Origin of the sequence: Haliscomenobacter sp. (genome assembly GCF_041740695.1) — a bacterium.
GTDB lineage: Bacteria > Bacteroidota > Bacteroidia > Chitinophagales > Saprospiraceae > Haliscomenobacter.
The window spans coordinates 31664-45938 of record NZ_JBGSLK010000069.1; the positions used below are offsets into that span (position 1 = coordinate 31664).

11 protein-coding genes are annotated in these 14275 nt (G+C 47.6%); 9 read left to right on the forward strand and 2 right to left on the reverse strand.

All coding sequences use genetic code 11. From position 1 onward, the window contains the following. The first annotated feature begins 138 nt into the window (after positions 1 to 138). Positions 139 to 1629, forward strand: a complete 1491-nt coding sequence (locus ACEW9O_RS14400) for a M17 family metallopeptidase (RefSeq protein WP_373550875.1) — start codon at positions 139 to 141, stop codon at positions 1627 to 1629. 198 nt (positions 1630 to 1827) lie between these two features. On the opposite strand, the gene nudK is transcribed toward ACEW9O_RS14400, so the two are convergent. Further along, positions 1828 to 2406: a GDP-mannose pyrophosphatase NudK gene (gene nudK, locus ACEW9O_RS14405; protein ID WP_373550876.1), complete on the reverse strand. Its 579-nt coding sequence runs from the start codon at positions 2404 to 2406 to the stop codon at positions 1828 to 1830. 208 nt (positions 2407 to 2614) lie between these two features. Here nudK and ACEW9O_RS14410 point away from each other — a divergent pair, with 208 nt between their 5' ends. Beyond that, positions 2615 to 5449 (forward strand): sensor histidine kinase, encoded by a 2835-nt coding sequence (locus ACEW9O_RS14410; protein WP_373550877.1) that lies wholly within the window; start codon positions 2615 to 2617, stop codon positions 5447 to 5449. Next, complete coding sequence (locus ACEW9O_RS14415) at positions 5449 to 6198, forward strand: LytR/AlgR family response regulator transcription factor (RefSeq protein ID WP_373550878.1); 750 nt, start codon at positions 5449 to 5451, stop codon at positions 6196 to 6198. Before ACEW9O_RS14410 ends, ACEW9O_RS14415 begins: the two co-directional genes overlap by 1 nt. A 115-nt stretch (positions 6199 to 6313) precedes the next feature. Here ACEW9O_RS14415 and ACEW9O_RS14420 read toward each other — a convergent pair whose 3' ends face one another. Further along, positions 6314 to 8461: a peptidoglycan-binding protein gene (locus ACEW9O_RS14420; protein ID WP_373550879.1), complete on the reverse strand. Its 2148-nt coding sequence runs from the start codon at positions 8459 to 8461 to the stop codon at positions 6314 to 6316. 611 nt (positions 8462 to 9072) lie between these two features. On the opposite strand from ACEW9O_RS14420, the gene ACEW9O_RS14425 reads away from it, so the two are divergent. The 6 genes from ACEW9O_RS14425 (at position 9073) to ACEW9O_RS14450 (ending at position 14253) form a co-directional block, all read left to right on the forward strand. Next, positions 9073 to 9369 (forward strand): muconolactone Delta-isomerase family protein, encoded by a 297-nt coding sequence (locus ACEW9O_RS14425; protein WP_373550880.1) that lies wholly within the window; start codon positions 9073 to 9075, stop codon positions 9367 to 9369. 82 nt (positions 9370 to 9451) lie between these two features. Then, positions 9452 to 10000, forward strand: a complete 549-nt coding sequence (locus ACEW9O_RS14430; protein ID WP_373550881.1) for a 5'(3')-deoxyribonucleotidase — start codon at positions 9452 to 9454, stop codon at positions 9998 to 10000. After that, positions 9984 to 10397: a GtrA family protein gene (locus ACEW9O_RS14435; protein ID WP_373550882.1), complete on the forward strand. Its 414-nt coding sequence runs from the start codon at positions 9984 to 9986 to the stop codon at positions 10395 to 10397. The genes ACEW9O_RS14430 and ACEW9O_RS14435 overlap by 17 nt, the downstream gene beginning before the upstream one ends. A 92-nt stretch (positions 10398 to 10489) precedes the next feature. Beyond that, positions 10490 to 11059 (forward strand): phosphoribosylglycinamide formyltransferase, encoded by a 570-nt coding sequence (locus ACEW9O_RS14440; RefSeq protein WP_373550883.1) that lies wholly within the window; start codon positions 10490 to 10492, stop codon positions 11057 to 11059. A gap of 111 nt (positions 11060 to 11170) precedes the next feature. Beyond that, a complete protein-coding gene (locus tag ACEW9O_RS14445) occupies positions 11171 to 13228 on the forward strand; it encodes an SPOR domain-containing protein (protein WP_373550884.1) in 2058 nt (685 codons plus the stop codon). Between the two features lie 221 nt (positions 13229 to 13449). Continuing rightward, positions 13450 to 14253 (forward strand): pseudouridine synthase, encoded by an 804-nt coding sequence (locus ACEW9O_RS14450; RefSeq protein ID WP_373550885.1) that lies wholly within the window; start codon positions 13450 to 13452, stop codon positions 14251 to 14253. Positions 14254 to 14275 lie beyond the last annotated feature (22 nt).

Here is a 14275-nt window from a genome sequence, read left to right on the forward strand (position 1 = left end):
CAAAACCGATTTAACCCTTAAAAATAGCATCTTTCGTTTATTTTTACGGGCAATCTGAAAAACTGGGCAATAAGCTTGGCCTTGTTGACAGTTTTTTAGGGTAAAATTTCATTTAGCAGGAAAAGTTCGGTCGGGAAAATGAAAATAAACTGGCAGAGTGGCTGGGTCGTGGGAGCACAACAATTATTGATCCCTGTAAGCAACAATCAAGGTGAGTGGATACAAAACCTTGAACAGATTGGCACACAATTTGGCGTAAGCTTCAAGGGCGCGCTGGAAGATTTTAAAGCGGAGACGGGCGAAACCACGGTTTTGTACGGTCCTGAATGTAAAATCTTTCTGCTTGGTTTGGGGCGAGAGGCAAGTTTTGCGGAAATATTGCGTGCAACGCGCTTGTTTGCGGCGCGCCAAAAAAGTAAACTGTCTACAAGTTTGGGCATCTACCTTGATGCGTCCCTTTTACCCGCTGACCAACACATCGTTTGCATCGAAGCCATCGTCAATGGTCTATACCTGGGCACTTACGATGCCGGGAAATACAAGAGTAAGGCCGCAGAAATTCACCCTTTGGCTACGGAAGAGGCGGCAGTTGAATTTTATTTGCCCGCCAATCTCAGTGTCAAAGCCGTGGCCAAAGCGGTAGCACAAGGCCAAGTGATCGCCGAAGCCCAATTGGCCATTTACGACCTGATCAATGCACCTGGCAACAAAAAGCAGCCCTCACATTTGGCTAGCTTTGCCCGGGCTGCTGCGCAAAGGGGCAATTTTTCAGTGCGGGTACTGGAAAAAGCGGAATTGGAAACGGAAGGATTTTATGCGCTCCTGGGAGTCAATCAAGGCAGTGCGGCGCCCCCCGTTTGTATTGTAATGGAATACGTTCCTGCACAAACCGCAACCCGGACAATTGGACTGGTAGGCAAAGGAGTGACCTTCGATACGGGCGGGATTTCCATCAAACCCTCGGCCAATATGCACCACATGAAAAGTGACATGAGCGGTGCAGCAGCGGTGTATGGGGCAATTGAAGTGGCGGCACGCCTGGAATTGCCATTCCATTTGATTGGCATTACTCCCGTCACCGAAAACAGTGTAGACGCCGACTCCCTCAAGCCGGGTGATGTTATCGACTCCTACAGTGGCCGTACCATCGAAGTGACCGATACGGATGCGGAAGGCCGGATCATTCTGGCGGATGCGCTCTCCTACCTGGTGCGCAACTACAAGGTGGACAGCATTGTGGACCTGGCTACGCTCACGGGTAGCGCGGCCCGGGTGTTGGGTGCCCATGCCGCTTGCTTGTTTGCCAATGATGACCAACTGGCGGAATCACTGGCTGTGGCTGGCGAATACAGTGGCGAACGGCTGTGGCGCTTGCCGCTCTGGGATGTATACAAAGACGAACTCAAATCCGACGTAGCCGACCTGCGCAATTTTAGTGGCAAACCTGCGGCGGGTGCGATCAGCGCGGCCAAGTTTTTGGAAGTGTTTGTGGACGAGCATCCTTCCTGGGCGCATCTTGATATTGCCGGGGTGGCTTATGGGGATGTGGATTTTTTGCCGCATAAATCAGCGACGGCTTTTGGGGTGAGGTTGCTGGTGGAGTGGTTGATGGGGCAGGTCACAACTTAAACCATGCTGAAAACAACTGAGGTGTCCCTTCGGTGTCTTAGGTTTCTTAGGTGGTGAAAAATACACTATTGTAGATTTTTCTTTTTCACCACCTAAGAAACTTAAGACACCGAAGAAGCACCTCAGATTGTGTAGAGTAGAGATTCAGTCTTGCCTCTGAACAATTTTTGAGATTAAAGGAATTGATGTAATCTCTCACTAACCCAACCACCCCTGAATCTGCACATACTGCAACAACATAATCGTCTTCGCATCCTTTATCTCCCCACTTTCGATCATCGCCAGCGCCTGCGCAAAAGGTAGCTCCATCACTTCAATGTTCTCCTGCTCGTGATCCAGGCCGCCGCCGTCGCTCACCTGCATGTCGTGGCTGTATTCGGCAACAAAAAAGTGGAGGATTTCGGTCACCGAGCCCGGTGACATGTAGGCTTCGAATACCTTGCGCACATCGCGTACCTTATATCCCGTTTCTTCTTCGGTTTCGCGGCGGATACAATCTTCCGGGTTGTCCTGATCCAATAGTCCAGCGCAGGCTTCGATCATCATTCCGTCGGCATTGCCATTGACGTAGGTAGGCATGCGGAACTGGCGGGTGAGGATGACCGTTTTGTGCTCCAGGTTGTAAAGTAGAATGGCGGCGCCATTGCCCCGGTCGTAAGCTTCGCGGCTGTGGGTTTCCCAGGTGCCGTCTTTTTTTTGATAGTCAAAAGTGATTTTGCGGAGGGTGTACCAGTTGTTGGCGAGGACTTCGGTTTTGGTGATGTTTACGTTGGACATGGGTGTTAAGTGAAAAATTAAAAGTGAAAAATTTAGGTGTACGCGCTGTGTGCAAAGATGCCAAATGCTGCGCAATAGTTTTACGTGGAATCATACAAATGTTCCAAATACTCATTCGCAGCTACAGGTTATTCATTTGTAGCCTTTAAAATGGATACTTGTCTACAATTTAGCCTGAGAATTATTGCTAATTTTAGACATGATGATTATGAAACTCAATCCTGTAATACTGATTTGTTGTTGCCTGTTTTCAAGCGGAATTTTGCTTGCTCAAGCGGATTTGTCTTTTGTGTTGGAATGGAAAGTGGGAAAGACGTATTGGTTGGATGTGCGGCAAGAAGATAAAAAGTATTATGGTGAACCTTACAATCGGGATTTCATCATCATGCAAAGGGCAAAATGGGCCTTGCAAGTGCTGAAAAAAGGAAAAGATAGTGTATTGCTCAGCGCAAAAATTAATCGCTTGCGCAGTCAGCGGGGCACACTAGACAATTTTGGTTATTTCGATTCAAAGTACCACCACCAGGAGGAGGACTACCAACGCTGGAATGTGTACACCAAAGAATTTTTGATTACCGTTGACCTTCAAGGTAGGGTTTTACGGCATCAATTATTGCTGGAAGGCAAAAAAAAGGATACAAAGTCTAGCATAAAAAATCGTCCCTTTTTCTGGCTATTGAGTCCCCCAGAAAGGGACGAGAATACATTGACTCCACCTTATCCCAAAAAGGACCAGTATACAGTCACACCCTTTCTTAAAACACCCAGTTATACAAAAACGACCAGCATTCCTTTTTTACAACGCCACCATTTTGGTTCCAATCATTACTTGGTTGTAGATAAACGCAGCAATTGGATCAAATACGGAGAATTTTCGGAAACCAGCCCTGAATCAAGCCGAAGGGTTTGGTTGCGTGGTTGGTCAACGGCGCAAGCGACCGTGAAAGGGAAATTATTGAATTTTAAAACAGCAGGGGCACTAAAGGAAAAAGAGGAAATCTTGAATACCCTGCGCTTCCGCTTCGGGGTAAAGGCAAGATTTGATCTCAAGACCGACGGTAGTTTTGTGCTCACCGCACCCTTGCAGCGCAATCTTGCTTTTGAAATATTTGACGTACCCATTTTGTTGTCTCCAGGTGACTATTTGGAGGTAAAGGCAAATTTGGATAGTATCCTCAGCACAACCGTTTACCAAGGCAATTGCGCCAAAGAAAATGAGTTGTGGCTGAAACTTCGTCATCGGGATGATCACCAGAACGAGGATAGCGAAAAGCTCATGAAGATCCTCAATGAAAACGCTGACCCCGTGATACTCTATCAGGATGCACGTAACGATTTCAACCAAGATTCAACCTTGATTGCAGCCTGGAAAGAACAGATCAATCCTTTTCATTTTTGGGACATCTACTGGGAATACCGATATTTAGAGGCCTGGCGCATGTTTATTTTTCCAGGCTCTTATCGCATGCCAGCCTTGAAAAGACTGGAGCCCATAAAATACATTGGCCGGTTCAATACACTACCTATACTCAACGATTGGAGTGAATATGGGTATGATTACCCCAATTTTTTACACCGTATATATATGAGCTATAAATCGAGCGGGATCAGGGTTTTTAATGTCTACACCTCTAATGTACCACATGGGAGTGTTGATGATCTGGCCAAATTTATGCTAACGGGTGAGCCACTCAGTAAGGTTTTGTACAACAATCTTTCTGGAGACTACACTTCACTATATACTGATTATGCAGGTCTTTTCGCTGAATCCACAGACTTTATCAACTCTAGCCCGGATTCCGTTTTAGTAGAAAATGTAAAGAAATTCCGAAACACCATGCAAAGCCTGGATAAAGGCAAAGCGTTGCCCGATTTTGAAGTATACAATTTAGAAGGTAAAAAACTAAAGGCAAAAAACCTGCAAGGCAAAAAAACAATTTTTTCAATCGCGCTTGGGCCCTCATCCTTACATGCAATTCAATATGCAAGGTTGGCAAAACGTTATCCATACCTGAACATTGTGCATGTTTATCCCTTGCCTTATCGCGAGTTCAAACAAAAATATGGAGCACAAATCCCTCCGCCTTACACCAAAGACAATCTTTTTTTTCCAAAAGACTTAAAAGCAGCACAGGACATCCACGATCATTTCTGTTTCAATGAATACGGCAAATGGGAGGCAGCTTCGTATTCCCGCTTATTCTTTGTCAATGAAACAGGGAAAATTGCTGATTTTATTGACGACACTAAAGATCAGGCGCAACTAAGGGCTGATTTTGCAGATCGCTTGCATTACTTTTTGGCACAGAAAAACCCTGCGAAATCCAATCTCACCTGGCTTTATATCCTCCTTGGCAACCTCGCCCTCGGTGGCAGCTTCCTCGCCTTGCGCACCCGTTACATTCGCCGCCGCGAAGCCCGAAAACGCCGCCTGACCGAAATAGAACTCAAAAGTTTGCGCGCTCAACTAAACCCTCATTTTATTTTTAACACCATGGGCTCTATTCAGCACCTCATCGCCAGCCAGCAATCCGAAAAAGCCAATGACTACCTGGCAGATTTGGCTGCTTTGATGCGCCTGGTATTGCGGGCTACGCAGAAAGGAATCATTTCCCTGCGGGAGGAATTGGACTTGGTTGAACAATATTGCGCACTGGAAAATTTGCGCAAACCTTTTACTTTACGCTTGGATATTGCTCCCGAATTGGATGTAAATGCTTGTGAAGTACCAGCCCTGCTTTTACAGCCATATGTGGAAAATGCCATTTTGCATGGTTTGGCACCGGTAAATGCGAGGGGTGAAATTGAACTACAATTGAGGCGAGATGGGCTGTATGTGATCATTTCCATCCAAGACAATGGAGTGGGCATTCACCAGGCCCGCCAAAAAAACAGCAATGGTACCCAAAGTGGCCTGAAGATGAATCAGGAGCGATTGCAACTGATGTATGGCGCCGAGGCAAGTGTTCACATCGTCGATTTGGTTGAAAAAGACCCCACAGCATCTGGCACCACAGTCACCCTCAAACTCCCATGTTGCTGATGAAAACCCTCATTCTGGAAGACGAAGCCCACAATCGGGCTTTTTTACAACTAACCCTCCAGCAGCACTGCCCGCAGGTACAGGTCGTGGCACAGGCGCAAGGGGTGGCAGAGGCTTTGGCCTTATTTCGCCAGCATTTGCCGGAATTGATCTTGCTGGACGTAGAATTACCGGATGGAACGGGCTTCGATTTTCTGGAGCAATTGTCGCAGCCCTGGCCCAAAATCATCTTTATCACCGCCTATGATCACTACGCTTTGCAGGCCATTCGTTACAGTGCGATTGATTATTTGTTGAAACCGATTCGGGTGCAGGATTTGGTGGGCGCTGTGCAAAAAGCCAGCCAGCGCCTGCACATGGAGCAGGAATACGCCCTATTGCAATTGTTGCTCCAAAGTCGCCGTGAAACGACCACTCCCAAGCGCATCGCGCTTCCCACCGCCGAACGGATTGAGCTGATCCCCATTGCCGACATCATTCGTTGTATGGCCGAAAACAATTACACCCATTTTTACATTCGCGATCAATCCAGCATTCTGGTCTCCAAAAACCTCGGTGAGTTTGAAGAAATGCTCCAAGAGTACGGCTTTTTACGCACCCACCAATCCCACTTGGTCAATGTTGAAGCCATAAAATCCTGGGAAAAATCAGACGGAGGGTACCTCTTGATGAAGGATGGGAGCCGGGTGGCCGTATCACGAAGCCGGCGAGAAAGGGTATTACAAACCTTGTTAAAAGATGAGAGATGAAAGATGAGAGATGAAAGATGAAAGATGAGAGATGAAAGATGAGAGAGGCTACCGCAGGGACATGAACGAGGCTATCGTCAAGGGTTATTGCTCTCATCTTTCATCTTTCATCTTTTTACTCAAATCGCTGCAGAAACGGGCTCACCATCGTATGCTCCGTCGCCAAGGCCATATACCGGGCCTTTGGTACCGGCATACCTTGATTGATGAAGTGGTTTTCCAGCTCCATTTGGGTTTGGTAGAACACGACGCGGAAAGTGCGCACCAGCTCAGCGTGCAAAGGATCTTGCGCCGCCCAGATGTTGAGTTTGTTCAGCAGTTCGGTCGACCAGGCGTCCAATTGGGCTTGTTCGGTGGCAGAAACCTGCACTTTACCCGCCAACAATTGGGTGCGGTGATCCGTAGCTTGTTTGAGCAGGGCTTCAGTCGGTTTGTCTACCCCAATGTCTTCCGCCAAGAGTTGTAATACTTTGCTGCTGTTTTGTTCCGCTGCGTCTTGCTCCTCACAGGTTTGAGTAGGCAGGGCCAAAGTGGAAGAAGCATTGAACAAACCTTGCGCTTCGGCGCTCTCCTGCGGATGTTTGTCATTCAACCAACAAGGTAGCGGATGTTCCTCACCCAAGGCAGCATGCAGGTAATACAAATGCAGGATAAACTGCCGTAGATCCGTATAAGCATAAGCCGCTTTGCTGTCAAAACTGATCTGATTGCTCACATTGCGGCTGGAAAACACCTCACGAATGGCACCATTCATCAAGTTGTTGGTTTCAAACCCGGGGCCCCGAGAGGTAAAGCTATTGTACGCCATATATGCCTTGGACAGGGGGTGGTTGATGCTGGCCAGACTCGCGATGGGGTTGGCATCTTTATCCAGGTTGTTCAACATGTTGTTCAGGCGCGAAGCTGCATTGTTGGTATCTTCTTTTTTTACTTGTGCTGCCGCAGTGTAGCGGGTCATCAAGCGATTGCGCTCCTGGAAAAAGTCATAAGCCTGCTCGGTAGCCGCGTTGAAATATCCGTCGATGCCGCTGCGGTAGGCACCTTCTTGCGCCAGGGCTTGTTGCAATTCCTTCACCGAAGCCCGATAAATGGCGACGGGAGCAGGGGGTTGATTGTTCTGTTGTAAAGCATTGCTGCTCGGATTGTTGGCAGGTGGCACATTGGCACCTTTTACCCCTGAAGAGGAGTTGTAGTTGTAACCCGGAGCAGCATTGCCGTAGGTATTGTTTGGGTTAACCGTACTAGGATTAGCCGTATTGGGATTGTTGTTAGGATTATTCGGATTCGCCAGATTGGTATTGGCATTGTTCGAATTGTTGGAAGCCTCGTAGGAAACCGGAATCTGGGCACCTTTTGCCTGGGTATTGGGCGGATTGTTGGTTGTTCCTGGAGTATCCCATTTGAATTGGGCCTGACCGTTGCCAGCAGGTGCCGTGCGGTTGTTATTGCCATTGGGCGGTGGCACGGAAGCGTAGCCGTTGTTTGCGTTGGGATTGCTGGTGTTGTTACCTGGATTGGCATTGGTATTGGCCGGATTGTTATTCACCCCGGGTACCGCTGCCGTATTGGTATTGGCTTTGGCCGGATTGTCGAGTTGATAATCTACAGGCAGGAAGGTCGGCTGAGGCCGTTGCACGGGTTTGGATACCGGGACATTGGTCTTTTTGGGGCCAATTTGCGCCGTTGCGCTCACCTCTTTGGGTTGAGTACCCGTTTCAAAGCCGCCTATTTGGTGCAAAAACGTTGGGTGAGCTGTGCGCACAAAAGCATCGGTATAGCCCATCGCCTGAACTTTGGCCAGTTCTTTCCGGGCCACTTCAATAGTGGGGTAAAAACCAGTCAGCAATTTCGCTCCATTTTCATTGGGGATCACGTACAAATCACCACTGAGCGCCTGATAGCGATTCCAGGTAACCGAAGCATTGGCCTCAAAGCTGGCAATTTGAATGGCTGCTATCGACTGGTTGTCGCGCACCACATATTGCTGAACTTTAGCTGCAGAAAAGCCCGCTTTTTTGACTTGATCCAAAATTTTGGCTGCTTCCAGCGCCGTGTCGTAGCCGCCGATGTAGACGTCAAAGACTTGATTGGGGCGTTCTTTGGCGAACAAAAAGCCCAGTTTTTCTACACTCTTGTAGTTCTCGGGTCGATTGCCAGAAAAAGTGCCCACCAGGATGGTGAAGTAGCTGTTGCTGCTTTGCGCCAAAAGCGCGCTAGCGCTCAACAACAGGAGGAAAAAGAGAGAAAGTTGAATGCGTCGCATGGGAAAATGATGATTTAAGGTTGAGGAGGTTGAGGGAGGTTGAGGGAGGTTGAGGCTACCGCGAGCAATTTTGACAGAACTCGTGTCTAAGTCCCTCGCGGTAGCCTCAACCTTCTCAACCTCCCTCAACCTTCTAAACTCTATTGACGTAAAAATGATGTTCTCGCCACAAAAGTAAGCATAAATGTCAGGTTTTGACACCTTTATTATGTTAAAAGTGTCATTTAGGCAGTTAAACTACAGTGGAACCGATTTTGTTGTATGAACTGGCGTTAAGGAGAACTTAAATAGGAGAACAGCTGCCAATATTATAAAGCGTGAAAGCATTCAGATGGGTAGTATTGGCAGAGGAAGGAAAAACTTTCGTCGAAATTCCCGAAAATTTAAACGCAATCGCGTATATTTTGGATAGCGAAGTGACCCTCAACGAAAATTTTTCGTATAAAGGTGAAACTTTGCTCCATTTTCGTAACGATGGGAGCGGTTTTTCGTTTAAAGCTCTAGAACCTGCATTGACTAAAAGGTTCCAGGGTTCCAGGTTCCAAAGTTCCGGGGTTGTCCTTAACCCTGGAACTTTGGAACCTGGAACCCTGGAACCCTAAGATTCTTACATGAAGCGTACTTACATGGTGGAGTTTGAGCTCCCTGAAAGCCTTTCGGAAGAGTTTCTTGCCCTGATTCCCGAGCAAAGAAACATGGTAGATTACCTCATGTCGGAAGGTAAAATTCGTTCCTATTCCCTGGCCATGGATCGTTCCGTGCTGTGGGTGATCATGGAAGCGGATTCAGAGTTTGAGGTGATGGAAACCATTGCCCAATTGCCCCTCAGTGATCACATGCATCCGTACATTTCGGAATTGATGTTTCACAATACGGCGGATATGGCGCTGCATTTTTCAATGAACTGATCCATCTCGGATTTCGTGATTTCGGATTTCGCTTGCTAACTTGCGCCCGAAATCTCGATATCTGAAATTCGAAATACACCGCATGAAACGCATCGCCGTAGACATGGACGAGGTAGTAGCCGACGTCCTCCCTAAATTTTTGACCCTCTTTGAACAAATCAATGGCCGCCGACCTACCGAGGAAGAATACAATGGCAAAAAACTGTACGCTTTGCCCGGTGGCGAAAATCTTCGCGAAGCACTCTATCACAAAGGCTTTTTTGCTGATTTAGATCTCATTCCTGGTGCTCAGGAAGGGATCCAAAGTTTGTTGGACGATGATTACGAAATTTTTTTTGTGACTGCCGCCCAGGAATTTCGCAATAGCCTGGAAGACAAGTATGATTGGCTTCTGCAATTTTTCCCGAACATCTCCTGGCGAAACTTCGTTTTTTGTGGCGACAAAAGCATCATCGGCACAGATTATATGATCGACGATCACGCCTTCAACCTCCGTACTTTCAGTGGCAAAGGATTGTTGTTCACCGCTCCGCACAACCTGAGCGAGACCGAATTTACCCGGGTCAACAACTGGACCGAGGTACTGGCCTTTTTTGAACAGGAAAAACTGCGCCATGCCAATAATCGATAAACTCAAGTCCTTACTTCAACTCAAACTCAAATACGCAGCCTCCGCTGGAATTGCTACTGCAGTTGATTATGCTCTATTTTTTGGACTAAAAAACGGCTTGCAATTTACGGCTACCCTGGCTCAGCCTTTTGCCTACGCGGCGGGGGTCTTGGTCAATTTTGTGCTGCAAAAGCGTTTTGTATTTGAGTTGAAGCGCTCAGTTTGGTCAGCTTTTGGGCTGGCTTTGTTGGTATCTTTAGGTGGCTTGTTGTTGAGTACAGGCATCATTCACCTATTGGACAATTATTTGCCCTTCTTTCGACAAAATGCCTTATTGGCAAAATTACTCACCTCTGGCATCGTGTTTTTTTACAATTTCTACCTAAAAAGGCTGGTTTTTGAAGGAAAATTCATTTGAATTTCCTCATTCACTTGTAACTTTCACAGATTTGCTGCATTATTGTTTATGACAAAAAAGTTTGTTGTATCTTCCCGGAAACAAAGAGCCACGTGAAAAACATTGCCATTTTTGCTTCCGGTTCAGGCTCAAACGCCCGGAAGATTCTGGAATATTTTGCCGAACGTAAGGATGTGAGTGTCCAAATGGTCATCTCCAATCGTGCGGACGCCGGAGTGTTAAAAATTGCTGAAAGTTTTGGGGTAGATTCAATAGTCATTGACCGCCATACGTTCTATGAAACGGACGATGTTGTATCTATCTTGAATAAATATGAGGTTTCGCTTGTCGTTTTGGCCGGATTTTTATGGTTGATACCAGAATACTTGGTCGAAGCGTTTCAAGGACGAATCATCAATATTCATCCAGCCTTGTTGCCCCAGTACGGAGGCAAAGGCATGCATGGTAAACATGTTCACGAAGCGGTCAAAAAAGCCAATGAATCGGAAAGTGGAATGACCATCCACTACGTGAATGACCGCTACGATGAAGGTCAAATTATTTTCCAAGCCCGTTGTCAACTTTCTCCAACTGACACTCCGGAAGACATTGCCGGGAAAGTGTTGCAATTGGAACACAAACACTACGCCGAAGTTATTGATCAATTGCTACAAAGGTTTTGAGCGCTTAAACAAGCGCTAATTAACCTATGCAATTATTTGTTTTCATATGTCTCACAACACGATCTGTGCCTAAAACCAGGCCACGGGTCGATTGTAAGTAAAAAGCACGCTATGTTGAGAAAGCTTGTTTTTCTGCTGTTGAACTTCAGCCTCATCTGCACCCTCAGCGCCCAAAGCGCCAAAAAACTAATGAAACAAGGTGAAGAAGCCTACACCAAAGGAAACTATGTGCAGGCAGCCGATTTGTTTGAAAAATCCTGGCTAAAAGGCAAAAAGCCCGAAGCCATTTTCAAAGCCGGCGAGGCCTACTACGTGTTGCGCAATTACCGCAAAGCGGCTGAAGCCTACCTGAATGTAAAGGACAAAAACGATCAGTTCCCATTGGTGGGGCTCAAATACGCCCGCAGCCTCAAGCAAGATGGGCAGTACGACAAGGCCTCCAAAGCCTTCAGCGATTTTAGAGATAGTTACACCGGTGAAGGCAAAGCCGTGATTGAAGACGTGGTACAAACCGAGATGCAGGGCAGTGAACTGGGTAAATTACTACCCGCTCAGGCCCAGCAAGGCATCGAAGTCACCCATGCTGGCGCAGGTGTGAATACCAGCGACAACGAGTTTGCCCCCTTGCCCATCGACAAAGGTTTGTTGTATTTCTCTTCCACCATCGGTGGTACGGCGCGTATTTATCGCTCTTCCCTGGCCGACAATGCCTGGGGCAAAAGGGCTACGCCCGACAATTTTCCGGTGATTCAAAAAGGCCAGTATTGTCACGGCTCCTTGACTCCAGATGGTCAGCGCTTTTATTTCACGATTTGTGACGCGGCCGGTTCTTTTAGCAACAACACGACCCGCTGTGAAATTTACGTCATCCGCAAACAAGCGGCTGGCTGGTCGGCACCCGAAATGTTGCCGGAATCCATCAATGCCAAAGGCACTACCGCAACCCAACCCCACGTGGTACAGAACAACGGTAAAGAGATCCTTTACTTTGCTTCGAACCGCACCGGAGGCCGGGGTGGCATGGACCTCTGGTATGTAGAAAAGCCTTTAAGTGCAACGGGCAACACCTTTGCGAACCCGATCAATCTTGGACCAAACATCAACACCCTGGGCGACGAAATGACGCCTTACTTCAGTGCGGGTGAGGGTACGCTTTATTTCTCTTCCAATGGCCAAACCTCTATTGGTGGTTTTGACATTTACAGTTCCAGAGGAGATTTGAGCACCTGGGCACCAGCGGACAACCTGGGTTTGCCTTACAACTCCCCTGCGGATGATTATTACTACATCAAACACAACGACGGTGAGGGTGGCTTCCTGGTATCGAACCGGATTGTGGCGGGCGAAAAACTGACCACCAAGGACGACGATATTTTTGAAATCAAAAGCAAACTGGTGGTGGCCAAACTCCAGGGCAGCGTATTTGCTCAGGAAACGGGCGAACCGATCAACAAATACCTGCTGACCTTGTACGAAATCCGCACCGATGAGTCGGAATCCATTCTGCTCAACCGCGAATTCAATACCAGTACTTACGATTTGGAATTGTTGCCCAATCGCAAGTTCAGGGTAGAAATTACCGCACAAGGGTATGCTACGGGTGCCTACAATTTTGTAACGAATAACCCTAGTGGGCAAGCTTATGGGCAGCCCCTGATGTTGGTAAAATTGGGTGGGGCAGTGGTGAATACCAACCCGGCGGGGAATCCCAATAATACCAACCCAGGCACCAATCCTCCATTCGGTAACCCCAACAATCAGGGTAACAATAACCCAGGTAACAATAATCCAGGTACCAATCCACCACCCAATAATTTCCCCAACGCCAATCCTAGCGGAGGTGTATACACCGCGAAAGGAGCTGGGCCTGCGGATAAGGAGGAATACTCCACTGATGCACCCCGCTACGAAGGGGAGTACTACAAAATTCAGTTGGCGGCACTAAAAGCGTTTAGCCCAAGCGATAAGCGCTATACCGCCATGAGCGAGTTTGGTAACCTACAAACGGAAACCATCTTAAGCAAACAAATGACCCGGGTGCTGGTGGCTAGTTTTTATACCAAAGACGACGCCAAAAGGGCGCTCGCTGCGGTCAAAAGAAAAGGGTTTTCGCTGGCTTTCATCGTGAAATACACCAATGGAGAACGTTATGGGCGGGTAAATCTTTAATCCTGCTGTTAAACCATAAAATTGTTCTAATTTTGTCGGGGTTTAGGCTACGTGGTCTAAACCCCGTAGTTTTTTTATTTTGAACCACCTAAGAAACCTTAGAAACTATAGGGCCACCTTAGTTAGCGCCTACTGCTTAGGTGGTTATATGGTTTCTAAGGTTCCTCAGTTGGTTCAAAAAACAGAACGCCGCAGGCGTTCCAAAAATAGTCTAAGCTTTTATGGCTAAACAATCCAATCGCAAGCCCAGTGCTTACGGCAAAAAAAGAGTTGATCGTCGTCCACCTACCGCTCCGGAATCTACCGAGGGGATGCGGCTAAATAAGTACGTTGCGCATTGTGGTGTCGCCTCGCGCCGGGAGGCCGCTGAAATTGTGAAGCAGGGGCACGTCAGTGTCAACAACGAGCTCGTCATTGAACCTTTTTACCAAATCAAGACGGGTGACATTGTCAAATTCAAAGGCAAAGTGATCAAGCCTGAAATCCGCCGGGTATATTACATCATGAACAAACCCAAGGATGTGATCACGACAACTTCCGATGAAAAGGGCCGCAAAACGGTGCTTGACCTCATCGGGGATCGGGTGGAAGAACGCGTTTTCCCGGTAGGTCGCCTCGACCGGGACACCACTGGCCTGCTGCTGTTAACCAACGACGGCGAGCTGGCCCAAAAAATGACCCACCCGAGCTACAAAATCAAAAAAATTTACCACGCTACCCTCGATAAAAGTATCCCTAAAGAACATTTGGAAAAAATTCGGGAGGGGCTGGAACTCGAGGATGGCATCGCTCCAGTGGACGAAGTGGATTACATCATGGAACGGCCTCACACTGAAGTAGGGATCACCATCCACATTGGCCGCAACCGCATCGTGCGCCGCATTTTTGCGCACCTGGGCTATGAGGTGCTTAAGTTAGACCGGGTGTATTTGGGGGGCTTGACCAAAAAAGACTTGCCAAGAGGTTTTGTACGTCCCTTGAGCAGACAGGAGGTGATTATGTTGAAGCATTTTACGGGGAAATAACTTTTTCAATGTATTAGACTTT